Source organism: Thioflexithrix psekupsensis, assembly GCF_002149925.1.
Classification (GTDB): Bacteria; Pseudomonadota; Gammaproteobacteria; order Beggiatoales; family Beggiatoaceae; genus Thioflexithrix; species Thioflexithrix psekupsensis.
Genome location: NZ_MSLT01000018.1, coordinates 12,643 through 32,496, shown reverse-complemented (window position 1 = coordinate 32,496; position 19,854 = coordinate 12,643). Strand labels below are relative to the sequence as shown.

Genomic DNA, 19,854 nt, shown 5'->3' with positions numbered 1-19,854 from the left:
TTAAAAAATATGAAAAGTTTACTTTTAATTGCCCACGGCAGCCGTCGAGAATTATCCAACCAAGAAGTGAGACAATTAACCGACCAATTACGAATTCAAGCCGGTACGGAATTTAAACAGGTTTCTTGTGCTTTTTTAGAATTGGCTGAACCTTCTATTGAAGCGGAAATTGATCATTGTGTACAACAAGGCTGTAGCGAATTGTTCATTTTACCTTATTTTCTCTCGGCTGGCCGCCACGTCAGCGAGGATATTCCCCAAGCCATCGCCCGAAAACAAGCGGATTATCCCGATTTGCGCGTGGTGGTTTTGCCTTATTTGGGTGCATCTCCACAGTTAGTACAAGTGCTGCTTCATCAATTAAATGATTCGTAACAATTTTCGTCTGATAAAAACGACCTTTTTCAGCGCATCGTAGCTGATATAACAATCTAAAGGCAACCTATTGTACTTAATTTTTCCGCAGAATTGCTATGCGGAGATGGGTAGTGCATGGTTAAGAAACAGCACATAGGGACAGCCATTCTCAACATTTTCACTCCAAATAGGAAAAAAATAATGGATTTAAAAAGCAACGTGGATACCCACGAATTAGCAAAATTTTCTGCTTTAGCGGCGCGTTGGTGGGATCGGCACAGCGAATTTAAACCGCTACATGATATTAACCCTTTGCGTTTGCATTATATTGACAGCCGTTGTGGTGGTTTGGCGGGCAAACGCGTACTTGATGTGGGCTGTGGCGGGGGAATTTTGAGCGAAAGCATGGCCGCAAAAGGCGCATTTGTCACGGGAATTGACATGGCACAAGACTCATTAAATGTGGCTAAATTACACTTGTACGAATCAGGGCAACAGGTTGATTATCAAGAAATGACTGCCGAAGCCTTAGCCGAAAAAATGCCGCATCAATTTGATGTGGTGACGTGTTTAGAAATGTTAGAACACGTGCCAAGTCCTTCTTCTGTGGTGATGGCCTGTCAAAAATTGGTCAAACCCAATGGCCACGTGTTTTTTTCTACCATTAATCGCAATCCTAAAGCCTATTTATTCGCCATCATTGGCGCGGAATATTTGTTAAAATTACTGCCAAAAGGCACGCATGATTATGCAAAATTTATTCGTCCATCGGAATTAGTGCGTTGGTGTCGCATTGCGGGTTTACAGGTGCAGGATTTAATCGGTTTACATTATCAACCACTGAATCAACATTATTATTTAGCTAAAGGGCTTGATGTGAATTATTTAGTTCATACTCAATACAGTGATTTGTTGTAATTTATGATGAAATTAGTTTTATTTGATTTAGACGGAACATTAATTGACAGTGCCTTAGATTTAGGTTGGGCATTAAATACGTTATTAATGCAAGCCAATAAACCCCCTATTGCCATTGAAAAAATACGCCCGTGGGTCTCTGGAGGCGCAGGAATGTTGATTCGTGGTGGCTTTGGCATTGATGCCCAACATCCTAAATATGAACCGTTAAAACGGCAACTGGTTGGATTATATGCAGAAAATCCGTTGAAACATACTGTTTTATTCGATGGTATCGAAGAAGTGCTGTTTTCTTTAGAAAAACAAGGTTTACTCTGGGGGATCGTGACGAATAAAATGGGTTGGTTGACCGATCCGATTGTGCGGACGTTGGGCTGGGAAACGCGCAGTGTCTGCACAATCAGCGGCGACACTTTACCACAACAAAAGCCTGATCCTGCTCAATTATTACACGCTTGCACGTTGGCTCATATTGCGCCTGTGGACAGCCTCTATGTGGGCGATGCCGTGACGGACATACAAGCAGGACAGCGCGCAGGAATGCAAACGCTGGTCGCCACCTATGGTTATCTGTCCGCCACAGATCGCCCTGAACAGTGGGGCGCAACGGGTTTGTTGTCAAAACCAACTGATTTGTTAGATTGGTTGGAAAATAGGGCATAAATGAAGAGGGCAGATACGCCGATCTGCCCCTACTCCACCTGAAACACACGAAATCTCTGATTACCAAAACAATAAATCACAAATTGGCTAATATTTGCTTCTGGATATTCGCTTTTTAATCCCTCCACATAACCTGCAATTCGTTGGGTGTCTTCTGCTTGCAATTTAAAGTTTTCAATAGTCATTATATGAATCAAGTCCCTTTGCGTGATGATGACGATCAAACAAGGAAATAAGAGAATAAGATGCCTAATACTCCCGCTTTTTTAACCCGTGCTAATACAAAAGAAGTTCGCCAAGAAGTTCGTGATTTTGCTCAGAATGCAGCTTGGCTGGATACGGTTATTAACGATTATCCTGCGCCGATTGCTCATGAATATTATCGCTTAAAAACGGTATTAGAAGAAGGGCTTTTGGTGACTGCGGTTTTGCAGTTAAAAGATGTGGTGGAAGTGTTGATTAAATTTCCCGCAGTCGTTATGGCGCAATGGTTATTGACGCATCAAGATGATGAGACGTTAAAACAGAAAACATGGGCGATTTTGTTGGGGAAAAAATTGTCTTTGGGCGATTGGCAGCGGATCGCGGATGAGTTGGCTAAGGAATTAGTACGCTGTGAGGCATTGGAAATTGCCAGTTTGGCGCAATGGTTTCGTCAATTGCCTAATAACTCGCAGGTTAAAGCAGGAAGAGAAACCACTTTACAAAAGTTGTTAAAAGATTTAATTCAGTGGCGTAATGAAACTGTGGGACATGGTGCATTGCGTTTGCATGTTGAAGATTATTTTCCAGAGTTAAAAAACCATATTATCCATTTAAATGATGCCTTAAAAAACTTGCCCACTATATGGCAAACGGCACAACTTTATTCTTTTACAAGTGAAATATTGCATGGCGCGGCTTGTCTGCAAACACGGCACGCGGATCAAGATGATCACCCACATCAAGATGAAACGTTGGATTTATTCTGGCAATTGGCGACGGGAGAAAAACTGTTATTGTCGCCGTTGTTGGCGTTGCGGCGTTGTACGGTGTGTGGTAAACAGGATGTGTTCTTTTTTGACGGTCGGGACGGTAAGGAAAATAAGTATAAATTGGCTTTTTTGGATTATTTCGCAGGACATAAAATGATGCGGGCAGGACATTACGCGCCTGAATTAGCCCACGCATTGCGAGAAATTCCACCCGATTTATTGCCTCACGATACGGAAGAAATCGGTGGCGATTTTATTAAAACGGCCTTAGATAAGTTATTAAAAGAGAAATCCTTAGACGCAGAATATTTGTCGCCCACTTATTTGCGCCAACCTTTAGCCGAATTTATAACGCAACATTCACGCGGAATATTTTACTTGCACGCGCCTGCGCATGTGGGTAAAAGTTTGTTTGTACAAGGGTTAGCGGTGGAAGCGGGTTTAGATGAGCCGTTATTGGATAATTTGTTGGTGGTTACTTTTCATTTGCGGCGAGAATATCGTTATCATTTGAATTTTTTTATTGATTATTTAGGTCAGAATTTTAGAAATACTGTTAATGTACAAGCAGGCAGTCAACCTTTACCTGAATTTGATCGTTCAGCCAAAAATTTGCCGCAAGCCTTTGTGGAATGGATAGGAAAATGGTTAGCGGTGTATCGACAGGTTTATCAATTGCCACACGCGAAATTGTTGTTGTGTGTGGATGGGTTAGATGAGTTTACATTTGTGGAGTCGCCTCATATTTTTGATGTGTTGCCGTTGGCCGCGCTGTTGGGGGAAAATTGTTATGTGTTGTTGACTTCGCGTCCCACGAATGAATGCGCACCAAAAATTCGGCGTTATTTGTCGTTGTTGACGGCAAGATCGGAGAATGTGTCAGGATTTACGGTAAATATGCAGAAAACAACAGCTTATTTGCAGTTATTGCGCGCTTATTTCGATGAACGAGTGCCGTACACGCCAAATAATGCAGCCGTATTTGCGGAAGTGTTGGCGCGGGGGAAGCGGCGATTTTTATATGTGGCGTTATTGTGTGATTTGTTGCGCGATTATGGCGTGACGGCCGCGCAATTGCCGAGTTTGCCGCAAGGGGAGGCTTTGTATGATTTTTACCTTAAACAAATGAAGATGACTTTGGGCGCGGACTCTAAACAATGGGCGTTTTTTCAGCAGGTATTATTGACTTTGGCGGCGGCTGAGTTAGCGGCGATGGAAGAGGACAATTTGCTGGCTTCGGTGCGGGGCGTGCGTGAGGAAGTGTGGCAAGGTTTGCCGTTATCGGTGTTAGCGGAATGGTTAGGGGATTCGCCGCAATCGGCGCGGGTGGTGTTTGCTTTGTCGAGTCTAAAAGCGGTCTTGCGGGTGGAGCGGCGGTCAGTGTCGGCGGTGCATTATCGTTTAGGTTTGAAAGGCTTAACGACTTTTTTACAATCAGTTTGAGAGCAGGAATTAGTCGCTATACAAGGTCGATTGGCGGAACTGTTTCTTATAGATTGTAATGGTCGGCCGATAAACGATTTGAAACAAGAAACCAATCCCGTCGTGCTTTATCAACTGCGCTCCCTGCCCGCTCAAGCCCGATTAAGTGGAAATGAATCCCTGCAACAAGTTGTATTTGGGAATAATGTATTTGCATGGGCATTTGAGGGGCAAGGCACAGCCCACTACAAACGGGCGCATTATGCCACCGCCGCCATGTGGCATTCGGCAACAGCGGTGTTATATCAAGCCTTATTGACCCAAACTGGGGAAGGTCGGTGGCAAAATGATTTAGCAAGTACTTACATGGGGCGTGGCAACGTGTTCAAAGCCCAAGGCAAATTCAGAGAAGCCGTAGTCGATCATGACCAAGCGATTCAGTTACAAGAATCCCTAAAAGCACGATTAACCAGCCAACAGCAGGCACGGCTACCTGAATGGCAAAATAATTTGGCGAACGCTTACGGAAGTCGTGGCAATGCGTTGTCAGATCAAGGCAAACTTAGCGAAGCCGTGGCTGATTATCACCAAGCGATTCGATTACAAAAATCCTTAAAAGTGCATCTGGCTAACCAGCAACAGGCATGGACACCTGAATGGCAAAATAATTTAGCGAATGCTTACAGTAATCGAGGTCTTGTATTATCAAACCAAGGCAAACTCAGTGAAGCCCTAGCCGATTATAACCAAGCGATTCAATTACGAAAATCCATAAGAAAACAACTGGTCAGTCAACAACATGCATGGACACCTGAATGGCAAAATGATTGGGCAAAGGCTTACGTGAATCGTGGTAATTTGTTGTCAAACCAAGGCAAATTCAGAGAAGCTGTACTCGATTATGACCAAGCGATTCAATTACAAAAATCCCTAAAAGACCAATTGGTCAGCCAACAGCAGACATGGCCACCTGAATGGCAAAATGATTTGGCTAGGGTTTACATGAATCGTGGTGTGGGATTATTAACCCAAGGCAAATTCGTTGAAGCCTTAGCCGATTATCGCCAAGCGATTCAATTACAAAAATCCCTAAAAGACCAACTGGCCAACCAACAGCAGGTATGGCCACCTGCATGGCAAAATGATTTGGCGAGGGCTTACGTGAATCGTGGCAATGCGTGGTATGCCCAAGACAAACTCATCGAAGCCCTAGCTGATTATGACCAAGCGATTCAATTACAAAAATCCCTAAAAGACCAATTGGCCAGCCAACAACAGGCGTGGCCACCTGCATGGCAAAATGACTTGGCGAAGGCTTACGTGAATCGTGGCAATGCGTGGTTAGACCAAAGTGAACTCGGCAAAGCCCTAACCGATTATGGCCAAGCGATTCAATTACAAGAATCTCTAAGAAAACAACTAGCCAGCCAGCAACAGGTATGGCCACCTGATTGGCAAAATGATTTGGCGATGGCTTACATGAATCGTGGCACTGAGTGGTTAGATCAAGGCAAAATCAGCGAAGCCGTAGCTGATTATCATCAAGCAATCCAATTACTAACCCCGCTTTTATTTGAACAGAAATTTATCCCTGTGATTCCTGGTTTGACAAAGGCTTATCGCAATCTGGTTCTCGCAAGCCGTCACCCTGCTTTGCCTGATGATTTAAAAGCCATTAATTTATCTCAGCAAGCCCGCGATTTCTTAACGCAATTAGCGGCATTTGTGGATGTGTCGGCTTTGCCTGAAATGTGGTTAAAGGAAATTAAGAAGCTAGAGCGTGTTTTGGACAATAATCCTCAACCAAAACAAGTTATTAAAAAAATTAATTACCCTTGGTGGCAAAAACTTTTATTAGCTCCTATCTGGAATCCCGCATTGTTAAATTTTCAGAGAAAACTGGCACAACATGTTGAAATAGAAGACTTGCCCGAAGCCCTACGAACTAAACAAGCAATCGCCCAATTACAACATCTAAAAAGTACGCCACCTGAACCCGTCAATAACTGGTTATTTTATGGTTTAATGCCGCTTTGGTTGCCGTTGCTTATTTTCTTTTTTATCCCTATTGGCTTGGGTAAAGCCATCTGGATGTTCCGTAAAAATATTAATTGGCAAAAAGTAGGGCTGTTTGTTTTTATTATCGCTTTAATGATTTGGCTTATTGTCTTTGTTTGAATCTTGATTTTCAGGGTTATCTCGTTCCCACAAGCCATTGGGAACGAGATATTATTCTCGTTTAGCGACTTATCTCAAAAAACCTCAACAGGAGTGCAAAAAACCCATGAAAGCCATCGTCTTTGCCGACCGCTTAGGACAAGAATTAGCCCCACTCACCGAGCGTACCTCTCTGGCCTTATTGCCGCTCGCCTCCAAACCCCTGATAAACTACACCTTTGAAATGTTATTAGCCGCAGGCATTCGACAAGTCACCCTCGTCATCTCCGCCTTCGCGCCCCTCATCCGCCACCACATGGGCAATGGCGAACGCTGGGGAATCCAATTGAATTATATTGTCAGCCAAGGCCAAGAATTACCCGCACAATTATTACAACGACAAGGAACTTTATTAACGGATGATCGTTACTTAATTTTGCGCGGAGATATATTACTTAATGTTTCCCTGAATGATTTCTTAAAACAAATCACTTCCACCTCTCCTCCTCTCGTGGCAGCCACCATCGCCGACCAATTTGCAGGAATTGCCATCATTACGCGAGATCGACAACGCAATAATCATTGGGAAACCGCGAATATCCTTGCTTGGCCGCCCACCCCATGGTCTCAACAACCCACAACCACCGTAGAAACCATTGAAATAACAGGAAATTATGCCCTACTGCGCTCCCTTTCCGAATACCATAAAATCAACCTACACGCCAGCGCAGCCCAATTTCAACATCTCGTCTTACCAGGGACAAAAGTCGCTGACGGACTCATGGTCGGGCATCGTTCCAACATCGTACGACCGAATCGCGGTGTCATTGGCATGTTTTGCCGTATTCATCCCACCGCACGTTTCAGTGGAGGAGTCGTGGTGGGCAACGAATCCATTATTGACCGACACGTGCATTTGTATAATACCGTCGTCATGCCCAACACCTATATCGCGCCTCATGTTGAACTCAATAATTCACTCGTGTGGGGACAATTACGCCTCGATTTTGAACCCGATAAAGACAGTATCACCACTTATACCGTCACCGACTATTCAATAGCAGATTTGCATCGAGAAACCTTTGGCGTATTATTAGCCAATGGGTTGCATCGATTGTTGGGACTAATTTTATTAGTGCTGTCGTTACCGCTGTGGATTCCCGCGGCATGGAAAGCGGGGTGGCCGCATCAAAAAACTGCCTTCATGCGCGTGACCTTACTCCATTCCCAACGTCAATCTTTTATTGCGTGGGAATGGAATGTGAACGCGCCAATTTTGCGCCATTTACCCAAACTTATCGCCGTCATTCAAGGGCATTTGCGACTGGTGGGCGTTGCGCCGCGAACAGCCGAATCGCTGCAACACCGACAAGAAGCATGGGAATTTGTCCGCGATCACGCCCCAATTGGATTATTTGGCCCCGCCCAATTCGCCTATCTGTCTCAACCGCGTTCTGCCTGTGAAATTGCTGTAGAAGAAGCCTGTTATGCGGCACAGCGGAATTTTTATCGGGATTGGCGATGGTTGGGGCGCGGTTGGCGGGCGTTGTGGCATCGCGCCACGTGGCAATCATGACCTTAAACACCTGTTATGCTATGATGAGCAGTCCACTTTTACACCCAATAAGCAAGTAGGTGAGTTATGTTTACAAAAGAAATGACGGTGGCTGACTTCGATCCAGACCTCTGGCAAGCCATGCAACACGAACAACAACGACAAGAAGATCACATTGAACTGATTGCTTCAGAGAATTACACCAGCCCAAGAGTCTTACAAGCACAAGGCAGTGTCTTGACCAATAAATATGCTGAGGGTTATCCGGGCAAACGTTATTATGGCGGTTGTGAGTTTGTTGATGTGGCAGAATCGTTGGCCATTGAGCGGGCAAAAGCCTTATTTGGTGCGGCTTATGCCAACGTTCAGCCGCATTCAGGCTCACAAGCCAACTCTGCCGCGTTTATGGCTTTATTGCAACCGGGTGAGACCTTGTTGGGAATGAGTTTAGCGGAAGGCGGCCATTTAACACACGGTGCCAGCGTCAATTTTTCGGGCAAATTGTACAACGCCATACCCTACGGCCTCAATCCGAACACGGGCGAAATCGATTACGATCAAGTGCGCACTTTGGCACACACCCATCGTCCCAAGTTAATCGTCAGTGGATTTAGTGCTTATTCCAGAGTGGTGGATTGGCAATGTTTACGCGAAATTGCTGACGAAGTTGGGGCGTATTTACTCGCAGATATGGCGCATGTGGCGGGATTAGTGGCCGCGGGTTTATATCCCAGTCCGGTGAATATTGCCGATGTCACCACCACCACCACGCATAAAACCTTACGTGGCCCTCGCGGGGGGTTAATTCTCGCCAAAGCCAATCCTGATTTAGAGAAAAAATTAAATTCCCTAGTTTTTCCCGGCAATCAAGGTGGGCCGTTAATGCACGTGATTGCGGCCAAAGCGGTGGCCTTAAAAGAAGCCATGCAGAGTGAATTTAAAACCTATCAAGCCCAAGTTCTCACCAATGCGCGAGCGATGGCGCAAGTGATTCAACAACGGGGTTATGACATTGTTTCGGGGGGTACGGACAATCATTTGATGTTGATCAGTTTGATTCATAAGGGAATTACGGGTAAAGAAGCGGATGCGGCTTTGGGTTCGGCCCACATTACTGTCAATAAAAATGCCGTTCCCAACGATCCTCAATCGCCTTTTGTTACCAGTGGATTGCGTATTGGTACGCCGGCGATCACCACGCGAGGCTTTACCGAAGTCGAAGCGACACAAGTGGCCATCTGGATTTGTGATATTTTAGACGATCTGCACAATGAAACGGTGAAACAACAGGTGCGCGAAGCGGTGAAGACCTTGTGTGCGCGTTTTCCTGTTTACGCCTAGACGGATTAAGTATGACTGAAGTGTATAATGATCAATATTACATGTCACGCGCCTTGAAACTGGCTGCCCGCGGATTATGGACAACCGATCCCAATCCGCGTGTGGGTTGTGTGATTGTGCGCGATGGCGAGATTGTGGGAGAGGGTTGGCATGAGTTCGCGGGAGAACCGCACGCGGAAATTAACGCACTACAAATGGCCAAAGAAAAAGCGCAAGGTGCGACCTGTTATGTCACCTTAGAACCTTGTTGTCACTATGGTCGTACACCGCCGTGTACGGATGCGTTAATTCGCGCAGGAATTACGCGAGTGGTTGCGTCCACCACCGATCCCAATCCCATTGTGGCTAAAAAAGGCTTAGAACAATTGATGAAGGCCGGAATTACGGTCAGCAGCGGTATTCTAGGCGCGGAAACAGAGCAGTTAAACCCCGGCTTTTTTATGCGAATGCGGCATAATCGGCCCTATGTGCGCAGTAAATTGGCGATGAGTCTTGACGGTCGTACTGCAATGGCTTCTGGGGAAAGTCAATGGATTACTTCTCAAGAAGCGCGGCGCGATGTGCAGGCTCTACGGGCGCGTAGTTCGGCGGTGATGACGGGTGCGGGGACCATTTTGTCAGACGATCCGCGTCTCACCGTGCGCGAAACGGAATTGCCACCATTTATGTTCATGCCTAAACGTATTCGACAACCTTTGCGGGTGATTATGGATGCGCATTTAAGCACGCCCCCCGATGCTAAAGTGTTACAAGAACCCGGCAACACGGTGATTTACACGGTATCACTTAATGAGACCATTCGCCACATGTTAGAAAAAGCAGGGGCTACAGTGGTGGTGTTGTGTGCGGTGAATGGGGAATTGGATTTACATGCGGTGTGTGCGTCGTTGGCGAACGATTATCACGTGAATGAATTACTGTTAGAAACCGGATCAACGTTGAGTGGCGCGATGTTGCGGGCGCAATTGATCGATGAAATGGTGATCTATGTGGCACCGCTGTTGATGGGGAATAAGGCCAGAGGCTTGTTTAATTTGCCTCAATTAGAGCGTTTAAATCAACATATTCCCTTAAACATCACGGAGATACGTGCGATTGGCCGCGATTGGCGCATTACTGCACAGCCTGTGTACGGCTCTAACTGAGGTCAACTTAAACCCGAATCTACAACAACACGGCGATGAAAGCAGATAAGTATTCGTCGCCAATAAAAATGAAATAGAGCAGTGTTAAGGCGAAAGCCATCGCCACGATACCGGGAAGGGTGATAAATGGCTCTTTTTCTTCCGCAATTTCAACAATTCCGCTGCCTTCTGCGGATGAAAGTGTAGCCTGACTGATCTGCACATCGTATAACTGCCGTTGTTCCGGATCGGATAAGGTAAACAATGCGTTTTTGATGGCATCGGCATGAGATTGGACTTCTTTATGGCGATGCCGTTTTTCCTCATCACTCAAGGCATTGAAAGCCATATTAATTTCGCTGGCTTTGTTTTGGGCGGCAAGTCGAATGTCCTCGACGCTGGCCAAGGGACTGACCCCTAAGACTTCATAATGAGTTTTACCAAGAAACAGACTCACACGCTTAACTCCTAAAATCCAATCGTGTTGGAAGTGTTTATTATCGCTAATGCGTTGTAGGCAAGCAATTGCCGCTTAGGCGTAAACATGCAAAAATTGGGACATTTTGATAAGCTGTGTCCCGATTGACGCGAATTTTACCTTGTTTACTGACTTTTTTGCCATGACTGCCTCTGATTCTACTATGTTTCCACTGCCTCTGCCAAACGCGGCGCGTGCTGATCAGGTTTACGCGCTGCTTGATCGATTATTGGTTGAACAAAAAACGGTTTATTTGCTGGCGAATCGAGAATTATCGGTGATTGCGCAGGGGGGGACTTGTGTGTTATTTACGGGGATTGTTTTGCCTGCGGATTTATTGGATTTAATTCCAGAATTAGTGGGCTGCGAAGATATTATTGAAGAGATTTTTTTAGGTCAATTAGCGGATTTTCAACTGGAAAATTTAAACCGTTCCGATGATGATAATAACACGCATTATTTAAACGTCACTTTAGTGTGTCATCAAGAGGAAGAACATCGCTTTTTGTTAATTATTATTTCTGACAATACTCCTTATACTAAAACACAACAAATTTTAACGCAACAGCGTAATGAATTAAGTTTATTAAAACATCGTTTAGACGAAAGTCATCAGCAATTAGAATTTATTTTGCAACATTACGTGCCACATCAAGTGTCTCGTGCGTTAATTGAGCAACGGATTAATCCCACTTTAGGCGGAGAAGTGCGCGAAGTGACGTTATTATTTGCGGATTTACGTAATTATACCCGTATTAGTGAGCAATTAACGCCGACAGAAACGATTGAATTATTGCATTTATGTTTAGACATGGCGGTTTCTGCGATTGTGGATGCAGGCGGGGTGATTTTAAATTATATGGGGGATGCGGTGATGGCGATTTTTAATGCGCCTGATGATTTGCCGCACCATGCGGCTCATGCGATTCGAGCGGGTTTAAATTTGCAAGAAACGGCGAAAGTGTATCAAGAGCAGCGTTTATTTAAATTACCTTATGATTTACCCGTTCATTTTGGCGTGGGCATTAATACGGGAGAAGCAGTGGTGGGGAATGTCGGCGCAGGCGGCCATTATCAATATACGGCGATTGGAGACACGGTGAATGTGGCTTCTCGCTTGTGTAGCCATGCGCGTGGTGGGCAGGTGTTGGTGGGGGAAAAAACTTATTTTTCCGTAGCCCAGCAGCGCGTTCGTGCCACTGCATTGCCTTCTATTCAATTTAAAGGCAAAAGTCATTCTTTGACGGTGTATGAAATTGAGGAATTGAATTAGTGTGTTTTCTCTATGGATAGAATAACTGCTCATGTTGCTTTCTAAATCTTCGCCTGATTTGCCGTCTAATGCTTTATTAGCCAGTTTTTTTTTATTGCATTGGCTGTTATTTACGCCTTCTTATTGGCGTGCTTATTTTCAACAGCATTTACCGCATTGTCCGCCTGATTTTGCGTTAGCCGATTTACAGCGTCCGCAATGGCAACATCATGCAGTGCGGCGTGTGATTTTTTTATTACATGGGATTTTTCCTATTTTTGGCGCGGGATTAGCAGGATTAATATTAGGCTTAATGGGCGTGTCTTTTGAAAATGGATTGTTAGCGGTATTGTACGCGCTTATTTTTGGTTGTGTGGCGGGGATTTTGGGGAGTTTATTTATTTCTGTTATTTTTGGTGGAATAGTGAGCTTATTGGGGAGTTTTTTATTAAGCTTGCCTATTGGAATGGCGGGGGATGTGGTTTTTAGTATGGCTAAAAATATTGCGATTGCGGTTATTTTTAGTATCTCTGGTTTTAATGTTGAGACTAAATCTATTCATAGTGAAGCCTTATTGACTATTATATTTGCTTTATTTATTGCAGGGATTGCGGGCAGTATGATGAATGCCAGTACTCGCAGCCATATCCGCCCTTCGCAACATCGTCAAGTGGGCAGTGTGGTGATTGGGGTATTTATCAGTGTCATTACCACTTCTTTAATGGCAACATTAACCACTTTATTAGCCAGAACCGCAGCGACATTAACGGACAGTGGTTTATTATTTAGTTTGGTTTACGATGGATTAATTGCGGTGGTTTTTGCCTGTTCTCTAGCCTTAATTTGGGGATGGTATACGTGGCGATGGCGCGAAGGGATGGTGTTGGGATTATTCAGTGGGATATTATTATCTGGTTTTACTTTATTGGTGCATTTATTTGCAAAAAATTCGCCTTATTTAGAATTATTTTTAGTGGGATTTCATGGGGGCATAGAAAATGCGTTGTTGTATTTATTATTGTTTGCCTTTCCTTATGTTTTAGCCAAGCGTATCGCTAATCCTTGGGCGGGAATTATTGCGGGTGTTTTTGGGAGTGCGGGTATTTATATTGCGTTTATGGTGATTTTAGAACGCCATGAAATGAGCCATATTTTATTAATCAGTATCATTGCTTTTGGTTTGGGTTTAACTTTTAATTGGTGGCGGCCGATTTTATTTTATCCTTTATTGAGTGCGTGGAATTTATTAGTTTATCATAAAGAAGAACGGCGTAATGATACGCAAAAAAGTCGTTTATTTTGGCATTCTGTTTTTTGGGATGAATATCAGCCGTTGCATTTATTAGGTTTGGATCATTTTTTGGTATTGGTGGCGGAAAGAAATCCCGAATTAGGACACCAAGCGATTGAGTATTTAAGCAGTGGTGCGCAGAGTTGGGCGGCGCAAGCGGCGCAAATTGAAATTGATGCGCGTCGTTTGCAAAGGTGTGACACCGTCATTGCCATCAGTCAAGCGCATCGCCAATTGGCCGCAGGAGAACTCAGTGGTCCTGCCAGTGCGTTGTTGCGCAGTTTTAGCCGCGCCAGTTGCGACGTAGAAGCGGCTTTGGCACAAGAAAGCAGTTACAATCAGCGGTTGGCATTAAATGCAGTGGAGGAGCGTTTGGACGGCTTGTTACGTGAATTGACGCGCTCTTCAGAGCCGTATGCCTTGCGTTTTCGGCCGATTGCTGCCGATTGGCGACGTTTATTAAGCGATTATGCCCAGCGTATTAATAAAGCCATGGAAAGTCGCCAAGAATTAAATAATCCTTATGTCATTGGCATTCCATTAACAGAGCATCAAGAGATTTTTGTGGGGCGTAGTGATGTCAGTGAGCAAATTGAGCGATTGTTGTTAAATAACGGTTATCAATACCGTTGTCCACCGTTGTTATTATATGGGCAAAGACGCACGGGAAAAACGTCTTTATTAAATAATTTAGGTAAATTATTACCCAGTACAATTATTCCTTTATTTGTGGATTTTCAAGGGCCGACTTCGTTAGCGCGTAATTATGAAGGTTTTCTTTATAATATGGCCAGAGCGATGATCACTTCCGCTAAACGGCATCGCAATGTTATTTTACCGCCTTTAACACGAGAAAGTTTAAATACTGATCCTTTTACTCGTTTTGATGAATGGTTAGATGAAATTGAGGAGAGTTTAGAGGATTCGCAAATGCTGTTATTGGCTTCGGATGAATTTAGTGCATTAGAACATGTTTTAACGCAAGGTTATTTAGATGAGGCTTCGGTATTGGGAATGTTTCGGCATTTAATTCAACATCGGCCGCGTTTTAAAATTTTATTATCAGGTTCGCATACTTTGGATGAATTTGAGCGTTGGGCGAGTTATTTAATTAATGTGCAGACGGTGCATTTAAGTTATTTGCAAGCCAGTGAAGCGTTAAAATTAATTGAGCAACCAGTTAAAGATTTTCCTTTGCGTTATGAAGAAGCGGCGAGTCAGCGCATTATGGAAGTGACTCGTTGTCATCCTGCATTGGTGCAATTGGTGTGTGCGGAAATTGTTACGTTAAAAAATCGCCAACATGTGGCTGAACGACGCGAGGCGCGTTTGGAAGATGTGGAAGCGGCTTTACCGGGAGCTTTGCAGCATGGGCGTTTTTTCTTTGCTGATATTGCGAATAATCAAGTGTCTCCCGCAGGATTGCAGGTGTTAAAGAAAATGGCGGCCGCAGGGGAAAATCAGGTGGTGAGTTACGCGGAATTGCAGCGTTATTGTCCTGCGGATGCGGATGTAGAGAAAACGATAGAAAATTTATTGCGTCGTGAGTTAATTGAGCCTTTAGGAGACGGTTATCGTTTTCAAGTGGAGTTAATTCGTCGATGGTTTATTTAGCGATTTATTGAGGAGATAAAAATTGTTAGCCGATAAGTTTATTCTTGCGTTAAAAGGTTTTTGTATGGGTGCGGCGGATGTGGTGCCGGGGGTGAGTGGGGGGACGATGGCGTTTATTTTGGGAATTTATAAGTCGTTATTAGATGCGATTCGCTCTTTTGATCAGGTGTGGTTGCAGGCGATTATTCGCTTGGATATTAAAACGGTGTGGCAGCGGCCGCATTTTGGTTTTTTACTGCCGTTATTAATCGGTTTATTTGCCGCGGTGTTATTTTTTACTCGTGTGATTCCTTTACCGACTTTGCTCAATACGCATCCTGAGCCGATTTATGGTTTATTTTTCGGTTTGATTGTCGGTTCTATTTTTACTTTATTACCGACTGCGGTCAAGAAAGATTGGGCGACGGTTATTTTTCTTTTATTGGGGACAATAGTGGGTTGGTTGGTGGTTAATTTAATTCCTGTTGACACCCCTGATGCGATGTGGTTTATTGTATTCAGTGGTTTTGTTGCCATTTCGGCGATGTTATTACCGGGCATTTCGGGTTCATTTATTCTGTTGATTTTGAATAAGTATGAAACGATTTTAAATGGTATCAGTCATTTTAATTTTAGTATTATTATTCCTTTTGGAGTGGGGGTTTTATTGGGGTTGGTGTTATTTAGCCGTTTTTTTGATTGGTTATTAGAACATTTTTATCGCCCTACTTTGTTGTTTATTATTGGTATTTTAATTGGTTCTTTATGGCGTATTTGGCCATTTCAAGAGCGTCATTATGTGATGGTGAGAGAGAAAGCGCGGTTAATGGAATCAACGCCGTTATGGCCAGATTTTAATGCAACGACAGGATTGGCGTTATTGATGATGTTATTGGGCTTGGTAATTGTGCTGGGGATTCATGGGGTTGCACGGTGGAAGAAGGGGGAGCGGAGATAGGGGGATTTAGTGAATTATAGCCGCTTCAGGCAGGTACAAAACCACCATACCTGCCTATTAAATCATTAGGCTTTATCTTGAGAACAGAACCGCTGTTGTAACATTTTCCATGTTTTCTCGCCCACTTTGCCGTCCACTTTTAAACGGCTATCTTTCTGAAATTGGCGCACGATGCGTTCTGTTTCACCTGAAAACTGCCCTGTTTCTGCTAAATGTAGCCACTTCTGTATCTGTTTCACTTCCGCGCTGTGGGCAGAGGGATGTTTGGTGGATAAAAGCGGCAATTCTTCAGCGGATTTGTTGGAAAATAACTGACAGGAGTGCTTGACTTGCTTTTCACCCGGTGGGGTATCCTCTCCCGAAGAGTCGATCATATTCCCCATGATGATGGCGAGTATTGCAATCAAAACAATCAGAGATAAACCCCAAACCACTAAATTATCAAATAATTTTGAAAACGAAAACTCTATATGATCACTGGCAATACACCCAATATGGATATATTCCTTTGTAAAAAATCCTGAGTGATAGACAATGGTATGGTCTTCTTGTTCTTCAAAATCGCTAACGCAACCAGAAAATGTCTGACCATCTTTCAACTGAATCGTTCGTATATTGCATTTGCTAAACATGAGAAAAAGCTCCGCGGTGAAATGAAAAGACCGCTGAATCCGTCTCAGCGAGTGATTTTACACAACAAGATGCTTTACATAGACGGTCAAGATATATTCTCCTTAGCGTTACAAGGGATTTACGATTACTGAAAATATAGGACATATTCCAAAAATTTGCCAAATACTTTCATGAAAAATTCCGACTACAACCAAAAAAATCTCACTCCCGCAAAAACCCCAATTCAAAAACCAATGGTTGCAAGAATCAATTTTGAAAATTCTTGTGTCTGGAAATTCTGATTCTGACAAATAAGGGTTTATGAATTAAATCTTTTTGGTAAATTTCTTTCTCACCATCTTATCAATTTCAGCCGCAAGGTTCTTGTAATAACGCTCTCTAATTCCGTCGGGAATATCTTTATATTCGGCTATTTTATCAAACGGCATTACGGTGTGTTGAATCGCGGGATTAGTGTATTCATAATCTCCGTGATAAGGTTTAAAAAACTGTATTTTTGAGATTTTCTCAAAATGACCAAAATCAAACTCTCTCACCAACACAGGCATAATGCAGTAGCCCTCTTCTTTTTTTCGTTGGAAAAAAACGGGAAGTTCGTTTTCCTTAATAAAGCCCGAAGCCGCAAAACTGGCACTGACAAGAAGTAATGCGGCTTGTGTGTCTTTGAGGGAGTTGTCTATTTCCTCCTGCCAATCGTCGCCTAGGACGATGTCTTTATCTGTCCAAAAGTTATAGGTGAAATCGGCTCTGTGGCTTAAATGCCTGGTTAATCCATCAACCAATAATTGACGCAATTGACGATCTTGGCTGGCATAAGAAACAAATATTTTAATCTCTGACATAAATCTCTCCTTATCATTTTTTTGAAGAAACAATTTAAAACCTTCAATATCAACCCAAACGCCGTTAATAGCCTGAATTTGCCGATTCTGTTTTGATGCGCTTTCCACATCAATTCTACGCACGAAATCCTCTCCATTTAATGACCAGCACTCCTCCACTTGATCATCTTGTTGAATCTCGTCAAATTCATTACGCACTTTATCCAAAAGATTTTGTGGATTATTACCTGTCACCATGATTTGTAAATAAGGTTTTTCTGTGTTAAAAAAGCCTTCGATCAGGGCTGAATTTCCCTGATCATCATCTAATTCACAACCATTTTTCCACAAACTGGCTCGCTCTGCCCATTGATGCGTGCGCACGATAAAACTTTGCAAATTGCCGTAATGTAAAAACCGATATTGATAACGCACAAACCATTTTTGAGCATTTAACCATAGATTTGATGGCTTTGGTTTTTCCTCTGGCAATAAAGCAGGCGCAATAAAACGACGTTCGGAAAAAGGTTTTTCAGAATCATAATCTAATTCAAAACAAATCTCACAAGATTTCATGAAATTTAAAAATAAGGCTTGCTCAATTTCAGAGTAGTCATTCCATACCTGTTGTAAATCACCAGTATCAAATTCTCCTGTTCGTGCTAAACGTAGAAAAATACCACTACGATCAAACAAGGTATAAACCGCATCAATCGCCCATTTTTGGTCTAAAATAATTTGATTTTGAAATAGATTTTCTTGATAAAATACCACGCCTGAATGATGCAAATAAGATAACACACTTGACGCATGTTCATTATCCAATCCAAATTTTTGACACAGTTTATTAAATTCAGTTAAAGAAAGGGTTTTTTTAGAAGTTTGCCACTTTTGTAACTGAATCTGTACATCCCACCATGATTTAGGAAAAACGGTACAGGTTTTTTCAAGTAATTTTTCAACTTGTTCCATTAAATGTTGTTCAAAAAAAGTAAAGCCATTGTGTTTATCTTGCGAAGATTCCACAGCAATAGACGCAATAATATTGTAATTCTGACGCAATTCCGCTAAATTTTTTGGGATTTGTTCCCCATCGCGCTGTTTTTTAGTTTGCACGATTAAAATAGGGCTATTTTTGCCTAAATTTTTCGCATAATCTAACCAATAATTTAAGGGATAATTACGATAAGAATGATCAGCTTCTTTTTGCTCAGGTTCTTTTTCTGTTTGAGCATCCCACACTAAAACAAAAATTGCTTTGGTTTTCATAAACAAGCGATGGGTGGCGTGATAAATATCTTGTCCACCAAAATCCCAAATGTGAAACTGAATATCCCTAGATTCATTTTTTATATGAAAAAGATTTAAAATTTTGTTTAAAATGGATTTTAAAAATCCAGCATTTCCATTGTTTTTGCAAAGTTTTTCAGGGCAGTAATGCCGCAATTGAATCGCATGAGTAGAAGGTTCTTTTTCATCAAAAGTCTTATCCAGCCACCGCTTGAGCAAACAAGTTTTACCCACGCGCCCATTGCCAATTAAAATCACTTTAGCTTGATAGGTTTGGATTTGCTGCTTTTCGAGGTCTTCGAGATAGTGGCGGACTGGAGTTAAAACATCTTTATATTTACGATTAAAAATTTCTTCTGGTATATTTTTAATGGGATTTCCATAAAGTTTAAGCTCTATCAATTTTTGGAAATGATTTAGAAAATCTAAAGTGATTTCTTGAATTTGATTATTCTGTAAATCCAACCAAGTCAAAGCGGTCAAGCCTTGTAATGGGCTTGGGTCACTGATTTGATTATCTCGTAAGTACAACTCAGTCAAAGCGGTCAAGCCTTTTAACTGGCTTAGGTCTATGATTTGATTCCACCACAAGTTCAACCGAGTCAAAGCGGTCAAATCTTGTAACGGGCTTAGGTCGCTGATTTGATTCTCTGATAAACTCAACTGAGTCAAAGCGGTCAAGCCTTGTAACGGGCTTATCTCATTGATTTTATTAGAATTTAAATCCAAATTAATCAAATTAGTTAAATTCTCTAAAAAATTTAAGTCACTTATTTGGTTGCCTCTTAAATTTAAATCGGTTAAAGCATTTAAATTTTTTAACAGATTTAGATTTTTTATTTCACATCCAGTTAAGCGCAAACCAATCACTTGTCCTATCGAAGACAAAGAAAAACCAATAAGTTTTTCTCTCTCCCAAGTCCAAATTCTCCCCAACTCCACCTGCTCAAGCTCAAATCCCAAATCCTTCTCTAATTGCAAAATCACTTTAGGTTTATTTGGCATGGTTGAAAATGTTCCTTTTTAA

General features: G+C 42.7%; 15 protein-coding genes. 11 read left to right on the top strand and 4 right to left on the bottom strand.

What is annotated here, in order from left to right:
* Window positions 1-9 precede the first annotated feature (9 nt).
* The 3 genes from TPSD3_RS10540 (at window position 10) to TPSD3_RS10530 (ending at window position 1,938) form a co-directional block, all read left to right on the top strand.
* A complete protein-coding gene (locus TPSD3_RS10540; RefSeq protein ID WP_086488509.1) occupies window positions 10-375 on the top strand; it encodes a sirohydrochlorin chelatase in 366 nt (121 codons plus the stop codon).
* Between the two features lie 183 nt (window positions 376-558).
* A complete protein-coding gene (gene ubiG, locus TPSD3_RS10535) occupies window positions 559-1,275 on the top strand; it encodes a bifunctional 2-polyprenyl-6-hydroxyphenol methylase/3-demethylubiquinol 3-O-methyltransferase UbiG (protein WP_086488508.1) in 717 nt (238 codons plus the stop codon).
* Window positions 1,276-1,278: 3 nt separating this feature from the next.
* Complete coding sequence (locus tag TPSD3_RS10530) at window positions 1,279-1,938, top strand: HAD-IA family hydrolase (protein WP_086488507.1); 660 nt, start codon at window positions 1,279-1,281, stop codon at window positions 1,936-1,938.
* A 29-nt stretch (window positions 1,939-1,967) separates the two neighbouring features.
* Here the strand turns inward: TPSD3_RS10530 and TPSD3_RS17565 are convergent, their stop codons facing one another.
* Complete coding sequence (locus TPSD3_RS17565; RefSeq protein WP_176329839.1) at window positions 1,968-2,123, bottom strand: hypothetical protein; 156 nt, start codon at window positions 2,121-2,123, stop codon at window positions 1,968-1,970.
* A gap of 60 nt (window positions 2,124-2,183) precedes the next feature.
* Between TPSD3_RS17565 and TPSD3_RS10525 the strand changes: the two genes are divergently transcribed.
* The 5 genes from TPSD3_RS10525 (at window position 2,184) to ribD (ending at window position 10,532) form a co-directional block, all read left to right on the top strand.
* Window positions 2,184-4,355: a P-loop NTPase family protein gene (locus tag TPSD3_RS10525; protein ID WP_086488506.1), complete on the top strand. Its 2,172-nt coding sequence runs from the start codon at window positions 2,184-2,186 to the stop codon at window positions 4,353-4,355.
* 78 nt (window positions 4,356-4,433) lie between these two features.
* Window positions 4,434-6,512: a tetratricopeptide repeat protein gene (locus TPSD3_RS10520; RefSeq protein ID WP_086488505.1), complete on the top strand. Its 2,079-nt coding sequence runs from the start codon at window positions 4,434-4,436 to the stop codon at window positions 6,510-6,512.
* Between the two features lie 106 nt (window positions 6,513-6,618).
* Window positions 6,619-8,067, top strand: a complete 1,449-nt coding sequence (locus TPSD3_RS10515) for a nucleotidyltransferase family protein (protein WP_086488504.1) — start codon at window positions 6,619-6,621, stop codon at window positions 8,065-8,067.
* Between the two features lie 66 nt (window positions 8,068-8,133).
* Window positions 8,134-9,387, top strand: a complete 1,254-nt coding sequence (glyA, locus tag TPSD3_RS10510) for a serine hydroxymethyltransferase (protein ID WP_086488503.1) — start codon at window positions 8,134-8,136, stop codon at window positions 9,385-9,387.
* An 11-nt stretch (window positions 9,388-9,398) separates the two neighbouring features.
* Window positions 9,399-10,532 carry a bifunctional diaminohydroxyphosphoribosylaminopyrimidine deaminase/5-amino-6-(5-phosphoribosylamino)uracil reductase RibD gene (ribD, locus tag TPSD3_RS10505; protein ID WP_086488502.1) on the top strand — a complete coding sequence of 378 codons (1,134 nt, stop codon included), beginning with the start codon at window positions 9,399-9,401 and terminating at the stop codon, window positions 10,530-10,532.
* Between the two features lie 19 nt (window positions 10,533-10,551).
* Here ribD and TPSD3_RS10500 read toward each other — a convergent pair whose 3' ends face one another.
* On the bottom strand, window positions 10,552-10,968 hold the full coding sequence (locus TPSD3_RS10500) for a hypothetical protein (RefSeq protein ID WP_086488501.1): 417 nt from the start codon (window positions 10,966-10,968) through the stop codon (window positions 10,552-10,554).
* A gap of 163 nt (window positions 10,969-11,131) precedes the next feature.
* Here TPSD3_RS10500 and TPSD3_RS10495 point away from each other — a divergent pair, with 163 nt between their 5' ends.
* Genes TPSD3_RS10495 through TPSD3_RS10485 form a run of 3 tightly spaced genes read left to right on the top strand, consistent with a single transcriptional unit; the run spans window position 11,132 to window position 16,083 of the window.
* Window positions 11,132-12,262, top strand: coding sequence for an adenylate/guanylate cyclase domain-containing protein (locus tag TPSD3_RS10495; protein WP_140048536.1), 1,131 nt, complete (start codon window positions 11,132-11,134; stop codon window positions 12,260-12,262).
* Window positions 12,263-12,293: 31 nt separating this feature from the next.
* Window positions 12,294-15,146: an MFS transporter gene (locus TPSD3_RS10490; protein WP_086488499.1), complete on the top strand. Its 2,853-nt coding sequence runs from the start codon at window positions 12,294-12,296 to the stop codon at window positions 15,144-15,146.
* Window positions 15,147-15,168: 22 nt separating this feature from the next.
* Window positions 15,169-16,083 carry a DUF368 domain-containing protein gene (locus tag TPSD3_RS10485; protein WP_086488498.1) on the top strand — a complete coding sequence of 305 codons (915 nt, stop codon included), beginning with the start codon at window positions 15,169-15,171 and terminating at the stop codon, window positions 16,081-16,083.
* Window positions 16,084-16,148: 65 nt separating this feature from the next.
* Here TPSD3_RS10485 and TPSD3_RS10480 read toward each other — a convergent pair whose 3' ends face one another.
* A complete protein-coding gene (locus tag TPSD3_RS10480) occupies window positions 16,149-16,715 on the bottom strand; it encodes a peptidoglycan-binding domain-containing protein (RefSeq protein WP_086488497.1) in 567 nt (188 codons plus the stop codon).
* Between the two features lie 306 nt (window positions 16,716-17,021).
* Window positions 17,022-19,832: a COR domain-containing protein gene (locus tag TPSD3_RS10475; RefSeq protein WP_086488496.1), complete on the bottom strand. Its 2,811-nt coding sequence runs from the start codon at window positions 19,830-19,832 to the stop codon at window positions 17,022-17,024.
* Window positions 19,833-19,854 lie beyond the last annotated feature (22 nt).

Excerpts from the sequence above, each read along its gene's own strand:
- TPSD3_RS10540 (WP_086488509.1), top strand. The coding sequence starts at position 10 with ATGAAAAGTTTACTTTTAATTGCCCACGGCAGCCGTCGAGAATTATCC.
- ubiG (WP_086488508.1), top strand. The coding sequence starts at position 559 with ATGGATTTAAAAAGCAACGTGGATACCCACGAATTAGCAAAATTTTCT.
- TPSD3_RS10530 (WP_086488507.1), top strand. The coding sequence starts at position 1,279 with ATGATGAAATTAGTTTTATTTGATTTAGACGGAACATTAATTGACAGT.
- TPSD3_RS17565 (WP_176329839.1), bottom strand. The coding sequence starts at position 2,123 with ATGACTATTGAAAACTTTAAATTGCAAGCAGAAGACACCCAACGAATT.
- TPSD3_RS10525 (WP_086488506.1), top strand. The coding sequence starts at position 2,184 with ATGCCTAATACTCCCGCTTTTTTAACCCGTGCTAATACAAAAGAAGTT.
- TPSD3_RS10515 (WP_086488504.1), top strand. The coding sequence starts at position 6,619 with ATGAAAGCCATCGTCTTTGCCGACCGCTTAGGACAAGAATTAGCCCCA.
- glyA (WP_086488503.1), top strand. The coding sequence starts at position 8,134 with ATGTTTACAAAAGAAATGACGGTGGCTGACTTCGATCCAGACCTCTGG.
- ribD (WP_086488502.1), top strand. The coding sequence starts at position 9,399 with ATGACTGAAGTGTATAATGATCAATATTACATGTCACGCGCCTTGAAA.
- TPSD3_RS10495 (WP_140048536.1), top strand. The coding sequence starts at position 11,132 with ATGACTGCCTCTGATTCTACTATGTTTCCACTGCCTCTGCCAAACGCG.
- TPSD3_RS10490 (WP_086488499.1), top strand. The coding sequence starts at position 12,294 with ATGTTGCTTTCTAAATCTTCGCCTGATTTGCCGTCTAATGCTTTATTA.
- TPSD3_RS10480 (WP_086488497.1), bottom strand. The coding sequence starts at position 16,715 with ATGTTTAGCAAATGCAATATACGAACGATTCAGTTGAAAGATGGTCAG.
- TPSD3_RS10475 (WP_086488496.1), bottom strand. The coding sequence starts at position 19,832 with ATGCCAAATAAACCTAAAGTGATTTTGCAATTAGAGAAGGATTTGGGA.